Genomic DNA, 24,264 nt, shown 5'->3' on the forward strand with positions numbered 1-24,264 from the left:
GAACTGTACCCCCTAATTTTTCTACTCCTATAATTCTTATAGTGGAAGTTCCCGCTCCTGAAATTTTTGCTCCCATTTTATTCAAAAAATTTCCTAAATCTACAATTTCCGGTTCCATTGCAGCATTTTCAATTATAGTTTCTCCTCTTGCTAAAGTTGCAGCCATCATTATATTTTGTGTTGCACCTACAGATGGAAAATCTAAATAAATTGTATCTCCATAAAGTTTTTCACATCTCGCTGAAACTTTATCCGGTTCTTCTTCAATTAATGCACCTAAAATTTTAAATCCTTTTAAAGAACGGTTAATATAGAAATAGACGATTAGTTTTAGAAGCATATTGATTATATATATAAAAATTAGCGCTACCAAGAAAAGACCCAGAGAACCGACACATAATACAACTAGCACAATAAAAGATGAGGTGCGAAAATTTTCAGTTGAAAAATTTCTACGCAATACTTCCTCTTCCACTTTGCACTGCCTTTTAACGACCCCTTTATCTAAAAATTCTATGTATTGATCGGTAAATCTTATTTCGCGTTTATTGCGTATTGCGGTAAAGATATAAGTAATAACGGCGATTAGTAATAGCGCCATGCAGGACAGCAAATATTCGTAAGTATTGATATATCCGAAGTCTATAATATCTCGAATAAGAAGTAGCGGCAGACCCGATACCGGAAGAATTATAAAAAGCCGCGCATAAACAAAAAACTTTTCATAATTTTTGATTACTATCGGATCTTTATCGTAGTTCCTAACGTTAGAATTTTTAAATAAAGTAGTATTGTCTGGATCTAAATTTTGAAATTTTCTACCGCGCTCTGCATTTAAATTGAGATCGTCTGAATTTTTGTCATTAGAATTTAAAGCCTTGGAATTTGTAATATTTAAATCTGAGGCATTGAAATTTGAAGCATTTGAATTTGAGGTATCGGATTCTGAAGTATCAAAATTTAAGGCATCAGAATTTTGAGCACTAAAATCTTCCTGCGAGCCTTGCTCTAAATTTTGATGTCGTTCGTTTAGAATTTTCTTTAGCTCTTTGGGCTTTGCTTCGTTCATCCTTATCCCTCACTAGTGATTTCGAAAGTTTGCCTATTGTGCCTTTTGTAGCTTAAGTGGATATTAAATTTACGAAACATAACTTCAATTATATTACAAAATAGCAGAGCACTATCTTTAAATTTTACAAATTATTTTTCTGCGCGATCAAGCTCAATTTGTGCATTTAATTCTCTCTTATCCATGTTTAAACTCCTTTTGAAATATCGTAAATTCTTTTCTAACATTATCTATATTAATACTCTTATGTAATAAAAAGTATCTCTTTAATTCCGAATAATCTTTATTAGAATTTATAAAAATATTTATTATGATGCCATCTTTAGAATATATCGCCAAACGATCATATATTTTGTTTGCTTCCAAGCCGCCAATTACAGTACAAATTAAATTCTTTGGAAGAATGAATATTGTGGCCAACAATATAAATACAACTATAAAGTCTTTAAAAACAAATAAGATCATTGTTATTATAGTAGCAAATATACAGAAATAGAAGAGTTCTTTTGAAATTGGAAAATATTCTGGTGTAGAAGTCCTAGTATCCATATTTTTAGATATCTTAATAATTTCATCTAGATTTATTCGGAAGATTTTTATTCCTTCGACTTCTACCGAAATAAATTTTTCGTTAAAAATTATAAAGCGCCTATTAAATGGTTTATCACGCTCAATAATTCTAATAAATGGAATAATAGTGCAAAAAATAATGAAAAAATAAGAATCTTCTGATTCGGAAAATTTTTCAATACCAAAATTAGACAATATTCCTGTTTGAGAAAGTATTATGATCAATATTAATATACAAAATTGGCAAAAACCTATTAAGGCACTAAAATCCTTTATTATTAACTCTTTTTTACAATGGGCATTTATATTTATATTGGAATTTCTATCATTAAAATTTCTAGACAATTTTTTAGTTCCAGATTCCGTTTATTTGAATTGGGCATTTTAAGCTTTCAAGATTAAAACTATTTCCAGAGCTCTGCTCCACATTTTGACGCCGTTCGTTTAGAATTTTCTTTAGCTCTTCGAGCCTTGCTGCATTAATCCTTATCCCTCGCTAGCGATCTTAAGCGATTTTGTATTTTACTTCTCTGTCGCTTGGGATAGTATTAAATTTAAAGCTACTTCACTTGCCTGACCCAAGCATTTTGGAATTTGTCTATCGAGGTAAAATTTATAAAATTGGAAGATAAATTTAAGCGGGAAAAACCCGCTTAAATTTTATTTGCCGCAGCCGCATTTGCCCTGAGCGGCAAGCTTGCGGCGAACATATGCGATTTTGCTTTGAAGCGGAAGGTGCTTAGGGCAGTTGTCCTCGCAGCCTAGCAGCGTCATACAGCCGAATACTCCGTCATCATCGCCGATTAGTTCGTAAAAATCCGCGTCGCTGCGTTTATCCAGCGCATCGATCTGAAAACGCGCTATACGGTTGATACCAACGGCGCCGATGAAATCCTTTCGCATTATAGCGGTGCCGCAGCTCGCCACGCAGATGCCGCACTCGATGCAGCGATCCAGCTCGAAAACCTCTTGCGCGACCTCCGGCTCGACCTTCTCCTCAAGCTTTGAGATGTCGGTTTCGTGATCGGTGTGTATCCAGCTCTCTACGCGTTTGCTCATCGCGTTCATCCAGTTGCCGGTATCGACGCTGAGGTCTTTTAGCAGCTTGAAAACCGGAAGCGGCATAAGCTCGATCACGCCGTCCGGATAGTCCTTAGTAAGCGTACGGCACGCAAGCTGCGGCTTGCCGTTTACGAGCATACCGCAGCTACCGCAGATACCCGCGCGACAAACGAAGTCGAAGCTTAGCTCGGGATCAAATTTCTCACGAATCACGTTAAGCGCGATAAACAGCGTCATTCCGTCAGTCTCTTCAAGCTCGTAAGTAGCGAAGTGCGGCTTTGAAATTTTGCTTAGCGGATTATACTTAAATGCCTTTATTGTTATTTTTCTACTCATATCCTATACCTGCTCTTTCGTTAGGTGCTTTATATTTTGGCTGCAATTCATAATGCATCAATGCCTCTTGAATTTCATATCTGCCTTTGCCCTCGGCTTGCATTTTCTCGCGAATTTCATCGACCTCTTTTTGGCGCACGGCGCTGTCTGGATGCTCGATGATATTGCCTTTGGCGCCATATCCGCGGAACGCAGGCGGCATCTCCATCTTCATAATATCAAGCGGCTCGTAGCTTAGAGTAGGCATAGTATCGCCCTCTTTCCAGTTTGCAAGCGTTCGTTTTAGCCAGTTTAGATCGTCGCGTTTTGGATAATCCTCGCGGAAGTGCGCGCCGCGGCTTTCGGTGCGATCAAGCGCACCCTTGGCGATACAAAGCGCGAGCTTTAGCATCTTCGGTACGCGGTAAGCCTCCTCAAGCTCAGGATTTCCGAAAAGCTCTTTATTGCTTACTTTGACGTCCAAGGAATGCTTGTAAAGCTCTTCAAGCTCTTTTACGGCTTTGGCTAATCCCTCACCGGTTCGGAAGATCGCGCAGTGCTCCCACATAACGTCTTTCATCTTGTTTTTGATCTCAAATACGTTAAATTTACCCTCTTTTTCAAGCAGGCTCTTAATATAATTTTTCTCTTTATCTACGAATTTTTCGATATCGTGCGTATTGATATCGACATCGTGTCCTTGGCAATACTCCGCAAAATACTCGCCCACGATCATGCCCGCGACGACGGTTTCGGCGACGGAATTTCCGCCCAAGCGGTTAAAGCCGTGCATATCCCAGCACGCAGCCTCGCCGGCGCTGAAAAGTCCAGCTAGCGTTGGACTCTCGCCCGTAGCTTTTGTTTTGATACCGCCCATCGAGTAGTGTTGCATAGGAAGGATAGGGGCCCAACCTTTACCGCGCTTTCTGCCCTGCTCGTCGGTTATTACCTCGGTGTCGGCAGGATCGATGCCGTTGAAAATTTCGCAAATTTCTTGTACGTCGCGTAAATTTTTCTCGATATGCTCGCGTCCGAGGATCGAAATGTCAAGCCAAACGTGCTCGCCGTAAGGACTTTTGACGCCCTTGCCTTTTCTTATATGCTCCATTATGCGGCGGCTTACGACGTCGCGACTAGCAAGTTCCTTTTTCTCGGGCTCATAATCCGGCATAAAGCGGTAGCCGTCCACATCGCGTAAAATTCCGCCGTCGCCGCGGCAACCCTCGGTAAGCAAAATTCCGCTCGGAACGATAGGGGTCGGGTGAAACTGCACCGCCTCCATATTTCCAAGCTGCGCGACGCCCGTCTCAAGCGCGATAGCAGCACCTATACCCTCGCAAACGACGGCGTTTGTAGTGTGCTTATATACTCTGCCGTAGCCGCCGGTAGCGATCAACGTGCCCTTTGATACGTATGCGATCAGCTCGCCGGTAACCAAATCGCGCACGATTGCGCCGTAGCAGCGGTTGTTTGCGTGAATTAGCGCGATCGCTTCTTTTCTATCATGAATATCTACGTTATGCTTTAGTGCTTCGTTCGCAACGGCAAAAAGCATCGTATGTCCCGTAGCATCGGCGGTATAGCAGGTTCGCCATTTTTTCGTACCGCCGAAGTCGCGGCTGTGAATAAGTCCGTGAACCTCATCTTTTTCGGTGATCGTGGTCTTTTGAGCGTTGATAATAGCGCTTCGCTCGCCTCTAGTAATCCTGGTCCAAGGAACACCCCAGCCCGCAAGTTCGCGGATCGCCTTAGGCGCCGTTTGTGCAAACATCCTAGCGACATCTTGATCGCAGCCCCAGTCGCTTCCTTTTACGGTATCGGCAAAGTGCACGTCCTCGTTGTCGCCCTCGCTCATCTTGGAATTTCCAAGCGACGCCTGCATGCCGCCTTGAGCTGCTGCAGAGTGTGAGCGCTTAACAGGGATTAGACTCAAAACGATAGTGCTAAGCCCCTTCTCTCCGGTAGCGATCGCAGCTCTTAAGCCCGCCAAACCGCCGCCAATAACTAAAGAATCGCAATATATTACATTCATCCTAAGCTCCCTATTCTAAACTTAACCATTTGAAATCGGCGATTATCGAAAGCAAGAAAAATGCGCCCCAAACGATAAAAACCGTCTTTTTGATGAGGGCTCTTTTCCTTTGAATTTCCGCCTTCGTGCCGTCTATGCTGATCCATTTCATATATAATCTATAAATTCCGATGCTAGCGTGAGTTACTACGAAAATCAATAAAACGAAATAAAATAGGTGAAGCTGTCCGAAGCGAGCGATAGCAAGATCTGCAGTAATTTTCGGACCGAATACGATCATTAAAATATGAGCCGCCGCAAAGAAAAATAGGAAAAATCCCGTCCAAAACTGAAACCACCAAAGCGTCGTGTCGCAATGCTTCATTCGCATTTTGTGCGCTTTAAACGCTCTGTAAGCGGCGTAGTTAGCCGGAAATTTTCTCATCGCCAAAAATGCGTGAATCACGAAAATCACGAAAATTACAAAAGCGACGATGTTTGTGACGAAATAAATTCCGCCCGGTTCGGCGAAATGTACGACGCCCTCAAACGCGCCCTTACCGATCAGAATCGTGCCGGTAAATATCATATGACACAGCATAAAACAGGCCAAAATCAGCCCGCTGATGCTTTGCGCCACGTCTTGCAAAGCCATAATGCGGCTTTTTTTGCCGTCTATGGATCTGCCCGTAAAGCCTTCAATGCGACCTAGCATAGGTTCTCCTTAAAAAAGATGATTATAAATCCCCGCTAAACGAAAATTTACATTTTTGTAAAGAGATTATATTACTTTTTAACTTTAGATTAATTTAATTTCTGCAAATTAGTTTTTTCTTCAAAGACTGCTTTAAGAAAACTGCTATCAAAAACATAACTAAAGATAAAATTTGCCCCATCGATAAATTTAAAAATATAAACCCAAGCCCGTCGTCCGGCTGCCTAAAAAATTCTACGAAAAATCTAAACGCCGTATATAGCATCGCGTACAGACATATCAGCTCGCCGTTAAATTTCTTAAATTTACGGTAGAAAAATAAAATCACGAAAATTACCAGTCCTTCCAAAACCGCTTCGTAAAGCTGGCTTGGGTGACGTAATGTGCCGCCTACCAAAATCCCCCACGGCTCGCTCGTCTCGCGCCCGAAAAGCTCCTGATTTAAAAAATTTCCCACGCGTCCGAAAAAATACCCAAGCGGCACGCTAAGTGCCACGAGATCGAGCAGCGCCCACATATCGGTTTTAAATTTTTTGCAAAACCAAACCGTCGCGATCACGAATCCGACGACAGCGCCGTGATAGCTCATACCGCGAATGCCCACGAACTCGCCGTTATGAAAGGGGTTGAAAATTTGCCACGGATGGCTGAAATACCACGCCGCCTCGCCCGAATAAATCGCAATGTATCCAAGCCGCGCGCCTAAAATGACGCCCACTTCAACCCAGATAAAGTAGCGATCAAGCATCTTATCGCTAAAGCCAAGGCCGTCTTTTTTTACAAAATACTTTGCCATAAATAGCGCCGTAAGTAGCGCCAAAACATACATAATGCCGTACCAGTGCACGTTTATGCCAAACGCGCTGAATGCCACGGGATCAAAGTGAGCGTAAATTTCGTTCCAGTAATTCAAATTTTTCCTTTGTTTTAAATTTTAAAATTTAACGGCGCGCATCGGACGCTGCGTGACGCATGCTCGGCAAAAGACGCAAAGCGGCGCAAGTGCTAGGCGCCAAACTTAGTTTTCGAACGCTCGATCGCACGCGCGAAACACGTAAGACGCGAATCCTAGCGATAGCGTCAAACGATGGACAGACCACCTCGCATGAAATTTCAAGCGACGACGCCAGATGGGACGCAAGGCGCCTCACGTAAAATTCCAAATGACTATGCCAGACGACATACGAAGCGACACGCAAAGTGGCGCGACGCAGACAAAGCACGCAATACCCTAATGCAGGCGGCGCAAAACGAGAGCACTGAACGCCGAGCAAAACTCGCAGTGCGCGCAAAACAAACATCAGGCGGCACATATGCAAAATACCGAATGCCGCGCAGAATTCAAAACGACGCGCAATATGACAAGCCGACGCACAAAACAGCAAGGCAGATATTTTGCATCCGCGCAGATAATGCAGATAAAATTCGCCCGTCTTGCTTAGCTTGTCGCGCTCGCAGGAGCTGTATCGGCTACAGCGCAAGAAATCCCGAAAGCAAGCTTTAAATTCTATCTCTACGCAGCACTTCTCCGTGTCGAACACGCAAAAAACACCGAGCGAGCGTCCTAAATTTTAAATTCCAAGCCCCAGCGTCTCTTTAACCACGCGGCAAAAATCCGCCAAAAACCACCCGAGCGCCTTGTAGTAGCTGCTTTTGGCGTTTATCTGCACGTGCGTAGCAAGCGCGGAAAAGCTAGGAATGATAAATTGCGCCAGATATAGCGTCAAAATTTTATGCGATTTCGCATCCGTGTTTTGCTTAAAGATCATGGCAAGCAGCGCTAGCATATTGGCTGCGTGAGCACTTTTAAGCTCTGCAAAAGGCTTTTTGAAGCGGCATTTTTCATAAAACAGCTCCACTTCGCTTTCGCTTATGAGCTTGAAAAAATCCATCTCAAACGCCTCTTTTAGCGCCTCAAAATCGCGCCCTAGCGCCGCGTAGTCCTCGCCCTGCACCTTTTGCCAAAGCTCGTGACCGTTTTTGTTCTCGATATTTTTATTTACGATGATCCAGTTTTTGCCCAAGCCGCGCAACTTCTGCTCATCTATCACGCCTTTAAAATTCGTCGCAAAGATTATGCAGATCACCGAGTATAGCTCGCCTAATTTCATCTTTTTCCTTTAAATTTAATCAAATTTCGCTCGCTTTTTTCAGCTTTTCGATGCCGAATTTTTCCCAAATCCTGCTTAAAGATCGATCTAAGCTCTGCTGCTTTTTATCGATCTCGCCAAAAAGTAGCGAGCCGCCCGATTTGCCGCTAAAATTTGAAAGATTTAGCGCCATATGGATTATCTGCGCACCTTTTTTCACGTCGCATAGCCTAAACAGCTCAAGCGCGGTTTCGCTCAGCAAGCTTAAGCTAAACGCCCTACCCTGGCTGATCTGGTGCGAAAACTCCTCGCGCGATTTATAGCGGATCTTTAGATCATACGTCGTGGGCTTTAGGTCCCTTGCGAGCACTTCGCCCGCTAAATGGCGCGCCAAAATTAAAATTTTACGCCGCAGCTCGTCCCGATCGGCGCACGGCGCGAAGCTGCGTCCAAAGCCGATGCTTTTGCGTTCGCGCTTTGAGACGACCTCGCCCTCATCTTCGCCGCTAAGGGCTGCGAAAATTTTCCTGCCGTTTGCGCCCATCTTTTCAAAAATTTCTCTGTGCCCTAGCGCGTCGCCGAAGCTTATGATGCCGTATTTGCCGAGCGTTTTTTGCGCCGCCTTGCCGATGCCCGGGAATTTTGCCACAGGCACGGCGGATAGCTCGCGCGCGATTTGCGATTTTAAAATTTGCCGCACGCCGAAGGGCTTAGCAAGGCTAGTGGCGAGCTTTGCGATCAGTTTTGCTTCGCTAAGCCCGACGCTGCAAGGAAGGCTAAAGCGGCGCATAATTTCGCTTTGCAAAAACGCGGCAAAGCTCAGCGCGTCCGCGTCGTATGCCGTGCCGCGTAAATTTAGAAAAAACTCGTCGATGCTAAATTTTTCGATCTCGGGCGTAAAGCTTAGTAAAAACTCATAAATTTCGCGTGAAATTTTTCGGTATTCGCCATGTCTGGCGCGCACCAAAATGAGCTGTGGGCACAGAGCAAGCGCCTGTTTTACGGGCTGAGCCGAGTGCACGCCGTCCGCTCTGGCCTCATAGCTCGCGCTTAAAATTACGCTGCCAAGCTCGCTCTTGCCGCCGAAAATCTCCTCGTCGCCGCCTCCGACGACTGCGATCTTTTTGCCCGCAAGCGCGGGATCGGCAAGCCTCGCTACAGAGACGAAGAAGCTGTCCAAATCGATGTGAGCTATCAAACTATGTCGATCCCGAATCCGCTAAGCCCCGCGTAGTCTTTCGGCTCGCTCTTGCTTAAAATTTTGATTTTTCTAACGCCCAGATGTGCTAAAATTTGCGCTCCGATGCCGAAGCTCTTAAAATCGGCGCGATTTTGCGCGGATTTTAGCATCAAAAGCACGCCGCCCTCTTTGCGCAAAATCTCCAGATCGCGCATGAAATCGTTAAATTTCGTATCGCTTAAAAACTCCAGATCGCTTGAAATTTTATGAAATTTCACATTCGTCTGCGCGCTCTTTCCCAGCTCGCCGAAAATATATGCGCGGTGCTCGTTGCCCTCGTGATCGCTCACGTCGTAAAATTTCGTCGCCTCGCCGCACAGCATGGCGCTTTTGGGCTCGCTAAATTTAACGAGGGTTTCGTGTTTTAGGCGGTACTGCACGATCTGCGCGACCGAGATCATATTGATGCCGTGCTGCGCGCAGAATTTTTCCAGATCGTCCCTGCGCGCCATATCGCCGTCGTCTTTGACGATCTCGCAGATCACGGCGCTTTGCGAAAGCCCAGCCAAGCGGCATAGATCCGTAGAGCCCTCGGTATGCCCCGTGCGGGCGAGCACGCCGCCGCTTTTGGCGATGAGCGGGAAGATATGCCCAGGGCGGACGAAATCATCCGCGCGAGCGCCTACGCGCGACATCAGCTCGATCGTCATATTGCGCTCATACGCGCTTACGCCCGTCTTAGCGTCCTTTGCGTCGATCGTGACGGTGAAGGCGGTCTCGTGGCTCGAAGTGTTTTTATCGACCATCAAGCTTAGATCTAGCTGCTGCGCAATCTGCGGGCTAAGCGCCACGCACAGCACTCCGCGAGCGTGCGTGATCGCAAAATTTACCTTCTGTGCGCTGCTAAAGGTGCTCGCAAACACCAAATCGCCCTCATTCTCGCGATCGACGTCATCGACCATAACGAGCATTTTGCCGTTTTTCAGATCCTCAATCGCCTGCTCTACGCTGATCATTATCGCTCCTTTAAATTTAATTCTACAAATGCCGCTTTTAGCTTCTCAAAAAGCGGGGCGAACGAAACGCCGTTTACGCGGACGTTTGCGATCGTCGTGATGAAATTCGTATCGCGCTGCCACCGCGGTACGAGATGATAGTGCACGTGCTCGGCTATGCCCGCACCCGCGGCGGCGCCGAGGTTCATGCCGATATTTACGCCGTTTGCGCCCAGCGTGCGCTTTAAAATCCCCACTCCGGCGCGCACGTAGCGGCTCATCTCCGCCCACGCATCATCGCTAAGGCACTCGATATTATCGGCGTGCTCGTAGGGTATCACCATAAACGCGCCCGGGCTGTATGGGTAGAGGTTCATCACCCCGAAGCAATGCCGCGCGCGAAAAAGCACGCCGTTGCGATCGTCGAACGCCGCATCCGCCGCCGCGTCGCAGAATGGACAGCCGCTTCTTTTTTCGGTAAAATACTCGCTTCGCCAAGGGGCGCAAAGATAATCCATCTCTTTTCCTTTCCGAAATTCCAAAATTCTATGGAATTTTAAAATTTGCGTTTCGCAAAATTCTATGAAATTTGGAATTTAAAACTTCTAAATTTCATAAAATTTTAAATTTACGTAGCCCGCGCTTGCTCGCACTATGCGGAGCTATGCTCGTGGCAGGCGCGACATGCTTTGCAATCCCAGACTGCGCGAGGCACTTACTCTGCGCGATATATGTTTGCGGATCGAAAGCCCGTGGCGGACACGCATTTGGCAAATACTCATCGCGCGGCAAACATAGCATCTAAGTCCGCACCGTAGCCGTTTGCGCGGCATGCGATAATAAGCTCGCGATGCCAAAGCGTAGCACGTACGCCTACGCGGCATACGATATCAAATCTACGCGGTCGTTTGCGCGGCGCATTATAACAAAACTTTGACGCACTCACAGGCACGGTACGCGGTGCCAAACCTGCGCTGCAATCACCATCGCAACACGCGGTAAAATTTAACGCGGCGCGGTCATAGCATAGCTGCGGCTCAATCGCGGCGTATCGCAGCCGAGGCGACTTAGATCGCGAGCTGTGATTAAATTTACGGCGCCGTATATAATCGCCAATACTAGGCTTGCGTAAGCGTACGACATGTAGGGCATTGCGGCAAACTCGCAATCCTAAGCAGTCAAATTCCACAAGCGCAAACCCGCCTGCGCGAAGCTATACAAAGCGTAAATTTAAACCTCGCTCCGTAGCCGCTCGCGCGGCGTGGAATAATAAACTCACGATGCTAAAGCGCAACGTGGACTCTTACGCGGCATGCGATATTAGATCGCGCCACGGCGCCAAATTTAAAGAGCCGTTAAATTTTAAAGTCCGCCGAATTTTACGGATTTTAAAATTTACTGCCTTAAAATTTCGCTCCGTTCGCTAAATTTAACCGCTCGCTTCGGGTTTAAGCCTGCGCGATCAAACGAGCCAAATTTAAATTTAGCCACCCGCGCCGAACTTTATCTCGCGCAGTGCCGCGCCGACGTCATTTTGGCGCATAAAATGCTCTCCGATCAAAAACGCATCGACGCCCGCCTCGTGCAAGCTTAAAAGCTGCTCGTGCGAGTGCAGACCGCTTTCGGCGACGATGATCTTACCGTTTGGAATTAACGGGATCAGTCGCTCGCTCAGGCTCGTATCGACCTCGAAAGTCTCTAAATTTCGATGGTTGATGCCGATAATATCGGCGCCTGCAAAGACCACTTTTTTCAAATCGTCCTTATCGTGGATCTCGCACAGCGCCTCAAGTCCCAGCCTGCGGGCAAACTCGAGCAGCTCTCTTAGCTCCTTGCGCTCAAGCGCTTTGGCGATCAGCAGGATAAAATCCGCGCCGTAAACCAGCGCCTCGAGAACCTGATAGCGATCTATGATGAAATCCTTGCGCAAAATGGGCGTACGAGTGTAGCGGCGGATCTGCGGGATAAACTCCAAATCGCCTCTGAAATAATGCGGCTCGGTAAGCACCGAAAAGGCGCTCGCACCTGCATTTTCGTACTCCACGGCAAGGCTTAGCGGCTCAAAATCCTCGCGGATGATCCCCTTGCTTGGGCTTGCCTTTTTAATCTCGGCGATGATGCGAAGCGGATCTTTCTCATCGCTTCTAAGCGCGCTTATGACGTCGCGCGGCTCGTAGGGATTGGCGCTTAGCGAGCGGCCGAGCAGATCCTCGGGTAGTCTTTCTTTACGAAGCGCCAGATCCTCGCGAGTGCGTTTTAAAATTTCATCCAAAATCATCGCTACTGCCTTGGCGTCTGGGTTTTAGAGCCAGCATGCTCTTTCGACGTAGAATTTTGCTCTGGCATAAAATCCTGCCTCGATACGGAATTTTGTCTTGACGAGGCAGAATTCTGCGCGGCGGAATTTATAGGCGTCGCAAAATTTTCAGAAGCCGCGGAATTTGGTGTCTGGTTTTGAATCGCGGAATTTGCAGACCCGGCAGAATTTTGTGAAGCGGAGTCTTTTGGCGTTAAATCACGCGTTGCAGCGGAGCTCGGACGTGCGGAATCTAACGCAGAGCTTTCGGGCGCCGTAGATTTTATGGAATTAGGCGAAGGAGTTTTTATTGCCGGGCTTTGCGGCGCCTGATCTTTCGGCGTGGAGCCTTTTATCGTAGCGGGGTTTTGCGATATAGAATTCTGCGGCGCTACGCCTATGCCAGCGGCGCACGCATCAATCGCCTCCAAATGCTCTTTGCCTTCGGGGGAATTAAAAAATTCTGCGTCTTTGATCTTAGCCATTTCATTTTTAGCCTTGTCGCACTCGCCAAGCTTGTAGTATCCCCAAGCAAGCGAGTCCAGATAATACGGCGAGTCGGGGTCTTTTTGTAGAGCGCGGCGGACGAGCTCGATGCCCTTGCGAACGTCCAAATCGTGATCTATTAAGATGTAGCCGTAGTAGTTTAGGTGCACGGGGTCTTTAAGTTGCGGCGCGATATTTTCAAATTTTGCCACTACGCTAGACAGGGTTTTAGCGTCCACGCTTTTGCCCGCGCTTTCATATTCGTAGATCGCCTCGATCGCCAAAAAGTCGTAATTTTTGGTCTTCATAAACTCATCGCGTGCCATTTTAATCGCGGTTTTATAGTCTTTTTTATGCGCGTAGGCATCGATTAGAAGCTCGCGCTTGTAGTCGTATTTCTTCAAAAGCTCGATTATTTTATCAAAGTCGTTTGAGTAGTAATAAATCGCTATCATATCGTCCAAGAATTTATTATCCCCTTTGGCTTCATACAGCGCTTCATCGATCTTAGCGACATCCAAATAGCGTTTATTCGTGCGATACACATCAGCTAGCAGCTCGCACGCCATACCCTGGGCGCAGCCGTAGATGCGCCTGTGCGTCTCGATGATGCGGATCGCTCCGTCCGAATCATCGAGTTTATTTAGCAGCACGTCGCATAATCTGATGAGATTTTCGTCAGTTTTGTCTAGTTCATAGGCTTTTTCAAAGTAGGTTTTGGCTAAAGTAAAATTCTCCATCGCATAATATGTCGCCGCTAAGATCGCGTAACTACGCGAAATGGGATCTACGGTGACTAGCTTAAGAGCAGCAGTATTGGCATTTAGATTATCTTTAATGCCTAAGTAGTAGCCGATCTTTACTCGCAGATACTCGGAGTCTGAGTTTAGGCTTTTTTCGCCGAGCTTTAAATAGCGCGCCGTATTTTTACGATCTTTGATCGCAAAAGCAGTCTTTAGCGCTTCTAGCAGATAAACGGACGAGCCCGTTTTATTGTATGCCTTTTCATATAAAAACATCGATGCGACGGGATCTTTATGCAGTAGCTCCAAAGCTGTAAGCAAATCGAAATTTAGCTCGGCGTCTTCTTGCGCTCGCATCGCGTGGCTTAGCTTTTCTTTGGTTATACTTTTAGCGCTTACGCCGCGATTTATCAAGCTCTTTTTAATTGCTTCTTTTGCACCGTTTTTTGTGCCAATGCTGGAATTCTTATCAGACGCCTTTTTATCCGTAACGGACTGCTTCGCTGCTGCAGCATTCGTCCCACTTTCCGCACTTAGATACTGCGGTGCTAAAATCATCGCCGCGATTAAAATTCCGCCAAAAACCTTACCCCGATACATTCTTCCTCCAATTCTTTAGTATGCGTTTTAAAATATTCCCAAAACGGGAAGCTACGGCACTGCTTCGGACGCAGCTCGTAAATCCCGCAATTGCGCTGCGCTTCGTCAAAAAATACGCACGCTAAGCCGCCTTCAAAGGGCTTTTCTTTTACGCTAAATTTAGCGCCTATTTTTTGTAAATAAATCTCTTTAAGCCTTGCGGGCGAAATTTTAAATTTTGCCGCCAGCGCCGCAATCTCGCTCTCATCTATCCAGATATAGCCACTCTCTCCAGTGCAGCACTTGCCGCCGCAGCGCTCGCATGCGCTAGCATCGAAGCTGAAGCCAAACTCACTCATAATCCACGCTCGTTAGATCTGCGCTTTTATAGATCGCGTGGGCTTGTGCGGTGCGCCTTCCGTGCGCGCTAGCATAGATCGGAAGGACGATCTCACAGGGCGAGCGCGAGTTCTTACGAGCCTGCAAAAGCGCGAGTTTAGCGGGCTTTGAAATGTCGGGATAGACAAAACCAAGCCTCGTTAAATTTAGCCTAAACTCGCCCAAAAGCTCGCAAATTTTAGCTAGCTTGCCCGTCTCGTAGCAAAAAATAAGTGTGCCACCAGGCTTAAGATGAGCGTTCGCAGATCGCACAAAATCCCGTAGGCTAAGGCTTGCTGCGCTCTTACTAAGCGCCATATGAGGCTCTTTGCTAAGCGAAATGCGCTCTCGATAAAAGGGTGGATTTGAGACGATAAAATCGAAGCGTTTTTCGCTTTTAAACTCCGCAAAATCCGCGTGCAAAATTTCGGCAGGCAGATCGTTTTGCAAAGAATTTAGCCTTAAAATTTCTAAATTTCGCTCTTGAATTTCTAGCAAGCTTAGATTGATGCTTTTAAAATCGCGCTTTAGCAAAAGCCCTAAAATTCCACATCCTGCGCCCACATCCAGCACGTCGCCGTATATCGCTCGCGGATTTAGCGCGCCTTTTAGGCTACGCTCATTGCAAGCGGCAAACCCGCCGTCAAACAAGCACTCCGCAGCAAAATCCTCGCGTGCTTTGGCGCCTTCAAATTTGCTCGCAAAATCTTTATCGTGCGTCTTTTGAGATTCTAAAGACTGCGCGATTTGTTCGTCACAAAATTTAAAATTTTCACCGCTTGCGATATCAGGCTTTAAAGCATGCCAGGCTTCGTCGTTTTGAAAATCGTAATTTTTATAGCGCTCGCTTTGAAATTTCTCCTGAAATTCCGCTTGAAATTCCATTTTAAATTCCGCCTTAAGTTCAGCGCAGCCCTTACTTCCAAAATCGCGATCATTCTCCGTGCTATGGTTAGGGACATACAACTCTTCTTTGCTAAAAGCGCAATCCTCGGTGCAAAATTCCGTCTCGCCGCCTGCGTAATTTGCAGCGCAAAATTTTGCATTAAAGCTTCTATCTGCTGCGCCTTTAAATTCCGCGCCACAGCCCAGCGCCCAAGAGCCATTTTGCGATGCTGCGTCAGCTTTACGCACGCCTGAGCTTCTTATAAAATTCCACAAAAAAATCGTATCGCTCGTGTAGCGATAACCCTTTTTTGGCTGATAAAGCCTCATCTGCGGATATTTTTGATGATGGTATGAGCGTGATTTATCGCCACCACGATCGATCCACCACTTCTGCTGATGAGATCTCCACCGACGTAAAGCCCGCTAGTGGCAGTTTGAAGATTTTCATCCACGATCGGCACGCCGTTTTCATCGTAAGCGATGCCGCATTTTTTAAGAAAATCGATCGGGCTCGTGCCGCCGATCGCGTATATCACGCGGTCAAATACGAGCTCGGTGCCATTATCAAATTTTACCAGCATCTTGCCGTTTTCATTTTCAAGAGCCTCTATATCGATGCCTAAACGCAAGATGATGTTGCCGTATTTGGTCTCGCGCATTACGTCGCTTTCGTTCGTCTCGTTTAGGCGGGTAAATTTAGCCTTGCGATAGCAAAGCGTCACGACATTGGTTTTACACAGCGCTATAGCGTATTCCGCAGCTGAGTTACCACCTCCGACGACCAGAATTTTTTCATTAATCGTGCATTTATCAAGATTGAAATTTACCCGTTGCGTGATCGAAGGCGGAATTTTATAAGCGGGCTTATTAGGCTTGCCCATCCTGCCAATTGCGACGATGACGTTGCGCGCGCGGTATCCAGCCGAGCTAGTCGTGATATAAAACTCATCTGCGTGCTTTTCGATCTTTTCGACTTCACTTTTGAAATTCGTATCGATTTCGTCGCTATCTAAAAGCTCGTCGAAATAATTTAGCACGCTCTCTTTCGTGCCGGTTTCAAACGAAATAGAGCCGCGCGTCTCGCTGTCAAAGCCCTTATATTCTTTATCGACGCGCTTTTTATCTTTGTAAAACTGCCTAATCGTTTGAGAGTGGTTGTCGCCTTTTTCGAGCAGAAGTACATGCGCAAGCCCGTTTCTTTTGGCTTCTACTACGGAAGCGATGCCGCAAGGACCGCCGCCGATCACCGCCAAGTCGTAAACGTCTATCATAAATTTCCTTTAATCTTTTAAATTTCATACGAAATTATAGTAAAAATTCCATTAAAATCAGTGGAATTTCCTAGCAATTTCGCAGCTTAAATTTAAAATTTTAACGCTTTAAGATGCTTGCTTGGCTAAATTTGAAAAGACATAATTTTCTCCGTTTAAATTTTAAATTTCACGGCGCCAATCCGTTTATAAAAGCTCATGCGGCAAAAGCGGCAGCAAGAGCAGTAAATTTTAAAATTTCACTTTGCCGAAATGGAATTTTGCGAGCTAAGATAAAGCGATAAGAGCGGTGAAATTTTAAAATTTCACCGCTCTTGCAGAGGTTTTAGTAGAATTTTTAAGGCTAGTTAAAATTTAGCGTATACTTTATGCTAAAGTTAAATTCCATATCTTTCTCGACCTTTGGAAAGCTACCTTTGGTGCGCTCGACTGCGCTTAATGCGCCCTCATCAAGCGAATCGACATTAGAAGAAGACGTAACGCGAAGACCCTTAACATCACCGCTTGCCGTATAGGTAAAGTGCACGCCTACGACGCCGATTTTACGCATACGTTGCGCATTTTTAGGGTAGTGCGACTGCGCGTAGCGAGAAATGATGGCGAAAATTTTCTTACCGACATCGCTATTGCTAGGATCTCCGCGGCTTGTTATAGCGTCGCTACCACCACCTGCACTACTAGAGCCGCCGCCCCCGCCGCTACCCAGCGAAATAGGCTTTGTCGGATCAAACTTCGCAGTTAAATTCCTATCGCTGCTTTGAACTTTATGCTCTTTTTTAGGCTTCGGTTTTTCGATCGGTTTTGGTTTTTCTACCGGCTTTGGCTTAGGCTTTTCGACCGGTTTCGGTTTTTCGACTACGGGCTCTGGTATAGGCTCCGGTTCAGGAATCGGCTCGGGCTCCGGTATTGGCTCCGGCTCAGGCGGAGTTGGTTCCGGTTCGGGTTCGGGCTCCGGCTCCGGCGGAGTGGGCTCTGGCTCAGGATCCGGTTCAGACTGATCGGAAGGAGGCGGGATATTGGGCTCATCGGAGATATCGCCCTGCTTGGCATCATCCATTATGCTATCGATGGAAAAGGCTATCATATCGGGCATGCTAGGCGGCTTCGGTGCCGACGATAAAAGAGCAAAAACACCCACAGCGATGATGCAATGCAGCACCAAAGATACGATGAAGCCTATTGCGCTATCTTTATTCATTATTCATTGCTCTTTTTCGGTCACGATCGCAAATTTTTCATGGCCTGCCTTTTTTAGGACATCCATGATCGAAATGAAAGAGGAAAATTTCGAGTCTTTATCATTTTTCAATACGACAAGATCGTTTTTATCGAGCGCGGCAATTTTTTTCTCAAGCTCATCCTCGCTTATTGCGACATCGTCTAGATAAATTTTAGATTCGCTATCCACTTTGATGGTAACTTTTTTATCCTCTTGCGGGTTTTGCGAGCTTGAAGAAGATGGAAGATTTACCTTAATATGCCCCTGCGCAATGAAAGTCGAGACACTAAGCACGATCGCTAACAGCACCAGCATAATGTCGATGAACGGGACGATATTTAGCCCGTCTCGTCTAGGAATGCTCATTTATTTAACCTCATCGTAGCGATTTAGAAGCACATCAACTTTACGGACGAAACCGTTGTAGATGATAAGCGTAGGCACGGCGACTACTAGACCGGTAGCCGTAGCTTTAAGGGCAAGCGAGAGACCTTGCATGATAGCCTTGGTATCGATACCGCTTGCAGTACTCATATCAAAAAATGTGATCATAATGCCGATGACAGTACCTAAAAGACCGATGTACGGAGCATTTGAATAAACAATATAAAGTGTCGTTAAATTTTTTGTCAGAGCCTCTTCATATAGCGCCTTGCTTTTGTAATCGCTCGCCTTAACCTTCGAATAAAAAAGCAGCCTTTCGATAGTAAACCATACGACTAAAAAGCTCATAAATCCGAGGATCGCAAAGATAATGTAATCCACGTAATGCGCCAAAAATTCCATAATGCCCATAAGCTCTCCTTAAAAATTTTAAAAATTTTTATAAATTCAGCAAAGCACCTTGCCAAAAAAATGAGCGATTTTATCAAAAGTAGATTTAATTTTTACTAAAATTTTGATGATCGATATTTAAATTATATTTTATCATTTAGCTTTATTTAATGATAATAAAGCATTCGGAGATAAAATTCTAATGATTTTAAAACGTCTTGATAATTAATATAAAATAAAGGATTAATTTTATACTATTTCACATTTTTTACTCTCATTATCATTTAGGAGTTTCGTATGAAAAAATTTCATCTGGCTTTGTCTTTGTGCGCGGTTCTTTGCTTAAGCGCACAAGCAGACGAGAAATCAAGCGCTACGGACGTATCCAAAAGCAAGGATTTAAATACGCAAAGCCTAGGCGTAATCGAAGTTACTAGCGATTCTAGCACACCTAGCACCGTGGATGATGTCAAAATCAACACCCGCAACGCTACGCTCGTAAAAGACGTATTTCGCGATATTCCGGGCGTGTATGTGGGCGGTACCAACGGCATGAATCAAAAAATTTATATGCGCGGCGTGAGCGATCGCGGTCTAAATATCACGATTGACGGCGCGAAGCAAAACGGCAATACCTTCCATCACAACGCCGATTTGCTAATCGATCCGGATCTTATCAAAGCCGTAGAGGTCGATGTCGGCGCGCGCTCGATCGTGAACGGCTCGGGCGCCTTGGGCGGCTCGGTAGCTTTTAAGACTGTGGATGCCAACGACCTGCTCGAAGATGGTCAAGATATCGGTGCCAAGCTCAAAGTGGGCTATACGAGCAACAACGAGGGCTATTCGCAAAGTGCGATGCTCTACGGCAGAGCGTTTGATAGCCTAGATATGCTTGCTGCGTTTAAGCACTACGGATACGGCTTCGGCGAATCGGGCAACGGCAAACCTACGGGCGGCGATGGCAACGACATAAATTATTTATTAAAAGTGGGCTATAGCTTTTTGGATTTTCATAAAATTTCGCTATCTACCGAGCATATGCAGTATAAAGGCTTGTATCCTTTGCGCCCGGAATTCGGCTCTTGGCTAAACGGACAGCTGGATAACCGCAAATACGAGCGCGATACACACACAATCAAATACACGTATAATCCAAGCGACCTGCTAGAACTCGACATCACGGGATATTACACCAAGCATCAACGCATCGGATCGACTTCGACGAACGTAAAATGGGGCGTCGAGACCAAAGGCGGCAAAATCGGCGCTAAGAGTAAATTTGAAACGGGCGATCTTGCTCATACGTTGCGTTATGGCTTTGATTACTACCGCTCGGAAAACTACGTCAAGCCCGGCAATCTACGCCCCGAAAAGGTCGATAACTACAGCGTCTATTTAGAGGATGCTATGCGCTACGGCGGGCTTACGGTAACTCCTGGCATCCGCTACGAAAGGCACGAGCTAAAGACTTATAACGGCAGAGGTGCTAATATCTCTAGCTACAAATATAAATTTGACGAAGTGAGCCCCGCTTTGGCGCTTGATTACGAGATCGGCGCGGGATTTGGAGCGTTTGCCAGCTATGCGCGAGTATTTAGAGGACCTGACGTAATGGAGAGCATGATGGCTGCGGGCACTAGCCGCGGCAGACCGCTAAGCTGGATGGCTAATGAAAATTTAAAAGCCACTACGGGTAACGCCTACGAAATAGGCGGTCGCTACAAAAGCGATCTGGGGGAGAATTCCTCGGTAAGCCTAACTGCGAAGTATTTCAGAACGGAATATAAAAATCTCATCGTAGATAACAACGCTCGCAGCGGCGTTATCGGCTGCCCGGGAGGCGCGCAGGGCACCTTATGCAGGGCTAACGCGGGCGGCGCGGATATTGACGGCGTCGAGCTTTTCGCAAGATTAATATTAGATGATTTGAGCCTTGCTGCGGGTTACACCCACCAGCACGTAGAATATAAAGACCGCGTGCGCAGCGGCTCGGGCTATCTAAGCTCAAACATCATCGGCTACCGCGACTATGGCGATAAATACACCTTCAATGCCGAGTACGCAATCTCTGCGGCGGATCTACTGCTGGGCTATAACTTGCTCTTTTTCAACTCCAAAAACGTAGCCTCCGCAAATAGCGACGAAAAAACAAAAGTGCCTAGCTACGCGGTTCACGATCTATATGTGACCTACGCTCCGGATAGCGGGCGATTTAAAGGGCTTGAGATCAACGCGGGCGTTTACAATCTCTTTGATAAAGCCTACGCGTCGCACTCGCAGCGCAGCGCCGATTTCACCGGTGATTCAAACGCTATCGACTGGGAGCCGGGACGAAATTTCAAGCTAAGTGTGGCGTATAAATTTTAAAGCTTACGCGAGATGACGGTACGAAATTTTGCACGCTAAAGCGGCGAAATTTTAAAAATTCAAAACCCTTGGAATTTCAAAATTCTAAGGGTTTTATAAATTTGAAATTCTTAGACTTAGAATTTCAAGCTTTTAAATTCTACTAACATAAATTTTCTCGTAAAATTCTTGCGAATAGCAAAATTCTCATTCAAAATGGAATTCTAGCGTGCAGCGGAATTCCAAAAATTCAAAGCGATATCCGCAGCACTTCACATCCGAAACTCGTTTAGAATTTATAAAATTCCTCCCGCTTAAAGCGCCGTCCGTTTACTCTTCATCGTTAAAATTCCGTTTTAAATTCTACTTAAAAGGAGAGCCTTTGTTAAATTCTACTAAAAACGCCATTCGCGGGGCGTTTTGGACGAAACCGTTCATAGTTTTAGTGCTGCTTTTGCTGCTGTTAATTCCGCTAAGCTTTATCGATAACCTCACCTACTCGCGCTCCGAAACCAAGCAGCTCGCGCAGGATTCGATCCTCACGCCGGTGGGCGGCGAGCTGCAAATCCAGGGCCTTGCGATCGTAGTGCCCTATGCAGAGGTAATCGAAGCGATAGACAAAAGCAACAACGAGCTCGTAAAAAGGCGCGTAGAGAAAAATTTCATCATCGTGCCTAAAAACTACTCCCTCGCGGCGGAGATCGACCCCACCTATTTAAAGCGCGGGATTTTTCGCGTCCCGATATATAACGGCGACTTCGCGCTAAAAGCGGACTTTGAGGCGATAAACTATACCGAGCTCGGCGTCGATCCTGCGCGGCTAAATTTCGACGAAGCCGTGCTAGTGCTCGGCGTAGGCAATCAAAAATCCTTCACCGCCTCCCCCGCTTTAAGCTTAAACGGCAAGGAGCTTAAGCAATATCACGGCAACACCGAGGCTAAAATTTTCGATCGTAGTTTAATCTACAAGCTCCCCGCTTCCGCGCTGTCGTCTGATTTTAGCATCAGCGGTACGCTTAAAATCCAAGGCGGCGAGGCACTTCATCTAGCTCCGATCGCGCAAAATAGCCGTTTTGAAATTAGCTCTACTTGGGCATCGCCTAGCTTTGGCGGCGGCTTTATCGCCAAATCGCGCGAGGTAAGCGCTAACGGCTTTAAAGCTTCGTGGGAAGTTACAGGCTTAGCCGCAGGCATTGCTCCTGCGTGGCTCGCAGATCAAGACACGCAGATTGCGATGACGAGCCGGCGCAGCTACGACGATAGAAACGACGCCGTAAGTATCGGCTTCATCGAGCCCGTGAACAACTACTCGCTGATTAAGCGTTGCACGGATTATGCGCTGTTATTTTTAGCGGTGCCGTTTTTAGCGATCTTTTTGTGCGAGGTTTACACTCACGAACGCATCCACCCGATCCAGTATCTACTCATCGGCCTGGAAGACGTCGTTTTCTACCTGCTGGTACTTTCACTCTCCGAACACATGGGCTTTGCGCTTAGCTATGCTATCTCGGCGATCGCGGTCAGCGCGATAGTATTTTTCTACGCGAGCGCGATTTTTAAAGGCGCGCGCTGGGGCATTTTCATCACTTGCGTTCAGCTCGTTTCATACGCGATCCTCTATGTCATCTTAAATTCCGAAGACTACGCCCTATTAATGGGAAGTTTGATGATATTTGCGGTGATTTCGCTCGTTATGTATTTTACACGCAAGCTTGATTGGTACGACACCGCGATTCCAAGCGGCGAGAAAAAACAAGAGCAAGAGCCCGAAATTTAGCCTTTAAATTTACCGCTAAATTTAATCGCAACGGCCTTTGGAGTTTTAAAATCCAAAGGCCTTTTTAAATTTACCCGCTAAATTTCGACTGCCAAAATTTCATCTATCTGAAATTTTACTCGCCGCGGCAGACAAACCGCGACCGAGCCGAACGGCGTATTTTAAAATTTAGCCCCGCGAGCGGGAGTATATCGCGACAAAAACAAAATTTAGATCACGCCGCTTTAAATTTTAAAATTTCATCTGCGCCGATTTTTGAGTATAATGAGCGAAAAATTTTAAGGATTTTGTGTGATACTTGCTATTGAGAGCAGCTGCGACGACAGCTCGGTCGCGGTGATGGATGAGCGCAGTTTCGAGCTGAAATTTTACGAAAAAATAAGCCAGGAGGCCGATCACGCCAAATACGGCGGCGTCGTGCCCGAGCTTGCCGCGAGGCTGCATACGGAGGCGCTGCCGCGGATTTTGCAGCGCGCAAAGCCCTATTTTAGCGAGCTTAGCGCCGTCGCAGCGACCAATACCCCAGGGCTCAGCGTGAGCCTGATCGGCGGCGTGAATATGGCAAAAGCGCTCGCGCTTGCGCTAAATTTGCCGCTCATCGGCGTAAATCATCTCGTAGGCCACGTTTACTCGCTGTTTTTGCACGGCGAGGCGCGATTTCCGATGGGCGTTTTGCTCGTTAGCGGCGGGCATACGATGGTTTTGGATATCGACACTGCGGGGGGTATCGAAATTTTAGCGACCACCGGCGACGACAGCTTCGGCGAGAGCTTCGATAAGATCGCCAAAATGCTAGGCCTCGGTTACCCGGGCGGCGCGCTCATCGAGGAGCTCGCAAAAGGCGGCGAGCCGCGGTTTGAGCTGCCCGTGCCGCTGAAGGGCGACAGGCGGCTGGAGTATAGCTTTTCGGGGCTTAAAAACGCCGTGCGCGTGCAGATCGAAAAGCTAAAAGAGGCGGGCGAGCTAGATGAGCGGGCAATGCGCGATCTGGCGCGCTGCTTTGAGGACGCGGCGTGTGCGCACATACTGGATAAATTACAGCGGATCTTTGAGCTGCGCCGCTTTGCGCGCTTCGGCGTCGTGGGCGGAGCAAGCGCGAACCTGCATCTGCGCGGGCTTTTGACGGATTTGTGCGAGCGGGCGGGCTGCGAGATGCTTTTCGCGCCGATGAAATTTTGCTCCGACAATGCCGCTATGATCGCGCGCGCGGCGATAGAAAAGCTGCGCAAAAAGGAGTTTGTCTCGCCCGCAGAGCTTGAGATCATCCCGCATCTAAATCTACGCTCGGCGTTTGAGTAAAATTTTAAAATTTACAAATAATCTGCGTCCGCTAGCGGTTTCTTACGCGCTGGGCGTTTGAGTGAAATTTTATCTCGCGCTCGCTCACGGTTGAGTTTGGATAAAATTCACTTTGAATTTACACATCGCGTTTCAGGCTCACGCCACGTTTTGCCAAACTCCTTTCGTGCTCGCACCACCATCGATGCCGCTGCCGCTGCG

22 protein-coding genes and 1 pseudogene are annotated in these 24,264 nt (G+C 46.8%); 4 read left to right on the forward strand and 19 right to left on the reverse strand.

Features of this window, described 5'->3' with window-relative positions:
- From Q0372_RS06090 to lgt, 6 genes and pseudogenes are all read right to left on the reverse strand, one after another.
- Nucleotides 1-1,069 (reverse strand): annotated as a pseudogene (locus Q0372_RS06090) (hypothetical protein); the annotation flags it as partial.
- Nucleotides 1,070-1,246: 177 nt separating this feature from the next.
- Nucleotides 1,247-1,984, reverse strand: coding sequence for a hypothetical protein (locus Q0372_RS06095; protein ID WP_298103825.1), 738 nt, complete (start codon nt 1,982-1,984; stop codon nt 1,247-1,249).
- Nucleotides 1,985-2,299: 315 nt separating this feature from the next.
- The gene (locus Q0372_RS06100) at nt 2,300-3,037 is read right to left on the reverse strand and encodes a fumarate reductase iron-sulfur subunit (RefSeq protein WP_298103826.1); all 738 of its coding nucleotides are present in this window, start codon (nt 3,035-3,037) and stop codon (nt 2,300-2,302) included.
- Complete coding sequence (locus tag Q0372_RS06105) at nt 3,030-5,048, reverse strand: fumarate reductase flavoprotein subunit (RefSeq protein ID WP_298103828.1); 2,019 nt, start codon at nt 5,046-5,048, stop codon at nt 3,030-3,032. Before Q0372_RS06105 ends, Q0372_RS06100 begins: the two co-directional genes overlap by 8 nt.
- Nucleotides 5,049-5,058: 10 nt before the next feature.
- On the reverse strand, nt 5,059-5,742 hold the full coding sequence (locus tag Q0372_RS06110; RefSeq protein ID WP_297904688.1) for a fumarate reductase cytochrome b subunit: 684 nt from the start codon (nt 5,740-5,742) through the stop codon (nt 5,059-5,061).
- Between the two features lie 94 nt (nt 5,743-5,836).
- Nucleotides 5,837-6,655: a prolipoprotein diacylglyceryl transferase gene (lgt, locus tag Q0372_RS06115; RefSeq protein ID WP_298103830.1), complete on the reverse strand. Its 819-nt coding sequence runs from the start codon at nt 6,653-6,655 to the stop codon at nt 5,837-5,839.
- Between the two features lie 174 nt (nt 6,656-6,829).
- On the opposite strand from lgt, the gene Q0372_RS06120 reads away from it, so the two are divergent.
- Nucleotides 6,830-7,246: a hypothetical protein gene (locus Q0372_RS06120; RefSeq protein ID WP_298103832.1), complete on the forward strand. Its 417-nt coding sequence runs from the start codon at nt 6,830-6,832 to the stop codon at nt 7,244-7,246.
- Between the two features lie 67 nt (nt 7,247-7,313).
- Here Q0372_RS06120 and Q0372_RS06125 read toward each other — a convergent pair whose 3' ends face one another.
- From Q0372_RS06125 to exbB, 13 genes are all read right to left on the reverse strand, one after another.
- Nucleotides 7,314-7,853 carry a hypothetical protein gene (locus Q0372_RS06125; RefSeq protein ID WP_298103834.1) on the reverse strand — a complete coding sequence of 180 codons (540 nt, stop codon included), beginning with the start codon at nt 7,851-7,853 and terminating at the stop codon, nt 7,314-7,316.
- A gap of 19 nt (nt 7,854-7,872) precedes the next feature.
- Entirely contained in the window at nt 7,873-9,030 is a 1,158-nt protein-coding gene (locus Q0372_RS06130) for a DNA polymerase IV (protein ID WP_298103836.1), read from the reverse strand.
- The gene (locus tag Q0372_RS06135) at nt 9,027-10,028 is read right to left on the reverse strand and encodes a bifunctional 3,4-dihydroxy-2-butanone 4-phosphate synthase/GTP cyclohydrolase II (RefSeq protein ID WP_298103838.1); all 1,002 of its coding nucleotides are present in this window, start codon (nt 10,026-10,028) and stop codon (nt 9,027-9,029) included. Before Q0372_RS06135 ends, Q0372_RS06130 begins: the two co-directional genes overlap by 4 nt.
- Nucleotides 10,028-10,525, reverse strand: a complete 498-nt coding sequence (locus Q0372_RS06140; protein WP_298103840.1) for an HIT domain-containing protein — start codon at nt 10,523-10,525, stop codon at nt 10,028-10,030. The genes Q0372_RS06135 and Q0372_RS06140 overlap by 1 nt, the downstream gene beginning before the upstream one ends.
- 94 nt (nt 10,526-10,619) lie before the next feature.
- Complete coding sequence (locus Q0372_RS06145) at nt 10,620-10,808, reverse strand: hypothetical protein (RefSeq protein ID WP_298103843.1); 189 nt, start codon at nt 10,806-10,808, stop codon at nt 10,620-10,622.
- 682 nt (nt 10,809-11,490) lie between these two features.
- Nucleotides 11,491-12,285: an indole-3-glycerol phosphate synthase TrpC gene (gene trpC, locus Q0372_RS06150; protein WP_298103845.1), complete on the reverse strand. Its 795-nt coding sequence runs from the start codon at nt 12,283-12,285 to the stop codon at nt 11,491-11,493.
- Nucleotides 12,286-12,287: 2 nt separating this feature from the next.
- Complete coding sequence (locus tag Q0372_RS06155; RefSeq protein WP_298103847.1) at nt 12,288-14,132, reverse strand: hypothetical protein; 1,845 nt, start codon at nt 14,130-14,132, stop codon at nt 12,288-12,290.
- Entirely contained in the window at nt 14,099-14,470 is a 372-nt protein-coding gene (locus Q0372_RS06160; RefSeq protein WP_298103849.1) for a YkgJ family cysteine cluster protein, read from the reverse strand. Before Q0372_RS06160 ends, Q0372_RS06155 begins: the two co-directional genes overlap by 34 nt.
- A complete protein-coding gene (locus Q0372_RS06165) occupies nt 14,463-15,704 on the reverse strand; it encodes a methyltransferase (protein ID WP_298103852.1) in 1,242 nt (413 codons plus the stop codon). The genes Q0372_RS06160 and Q0372_RS06165 overlap by 8 nt, the downstream gene beginning before the upstream one ends.
- Nucleotides 15,701-16,648 carry an NAD(P)-binding domain-containing protein gene (locus tag Q0372_RS06170; protein ID WP_298103858.1) on the reverse strand — a complete coding sequence of 316 codons (948 nt, stop codon included), beginning with the start codon at nt 16,646-16,648 and terminating at the stop codon, nt 15,701-15,703. Before Q0372_RS06170 ends, Q0372_RS06165 begins: the two co-directional genes overlap by 4 nt.
- Before the next feature lie 343 nt (nt 16,649-16,991).
- Nucleotides 16,992-17,846, reverse strand: a complete 855-nt coding sequence (locus tag Q0372_RS06175) for an energy transducer TonB (RefSeq protein WP_298103862.1) — start codon at nt 17,844-17,846, stop codon at nt 16,992-16,994.
- A 3-nt stretch (nt 17,847-17,849) separates the two neighbouring features.
- The gene (exbD, locus tag Q0372_RS06180; protein ID WP_005872149.1) at nt 17,850-18,233 is read right to left on the reverse strand and encodes a TonB system transport protein ExbD; all 384 of its coding nucleotides are present in this window, start codon (nt 18,231-18,233) and stop codon (nt 17,850-17,852) included.
- A complete protein-coding gene (gene exbB / locus Q0372_RS06185; protein WP_040304198.1) occupies nt 18,234-18,653 on the reverse strand; it encodes a TonB-system energizer ExbB in 420 nt (139 codons plus the stop codon).
- A 285-nt stretch (nt 18,654-18,938) separates the two neighbouring features.
- On the opposite strand from exbB, the gene Q0372_RS06190 reads away from it, so the two are divergent.
- From Q0372_RS06190 to tsaD, 3 genes are all read left to right on the forward strand, one after another.
- A complete protein-coding gene (locus Q0372_RS06190) occupies nt 18,939-21,008 on the forward strand; it encodes a TonB-dependent receptor (RefSeq protein WP_298103864.1) in 2,070 nt (689 codons plus the stop codon).
- A 361-nt stretch (nt 21,009-21,369) separates the two neighbouring features.
- A complete protein-coding gene (gene creD, locus Q0372_RS06195) occupies nt 21,370-22,764 on the forward strand; it encodes a cell envelope integrity protein CreD (protein WP_298103867.1) in 1,395 nt (464 codons plus the stop codon).
- 291 nt (nt 22,765-23,055) lie between these two features.
- The gene (tsaD, locus tag Q0372_RS06200) at nt 23,056-24,063 is read left to right on the forward strand and encodes a tRNA (adenosine(37)-N6)-threonylcarbamoyltransferase complex transferase subunit TsaD (protein ID WP_298103870.1); all 1,008 of its coding nucleotides are present in this window, start codon (nt 23,056-23,058) and stop codon (nt 24,061-24,063) included.
- Nucleotides 24,064-24,264: the final 201 nt, after the last annotated feature.

This window comes from uncultured Campylobacter sp. (assembly GCF_937997405.1).
Classification (GTDB): domain Bacteria; phylum Campylobacterota; class Campylobacteria; order Campylobacterales; family Campylobacteraceae; genus Campylobacter_B.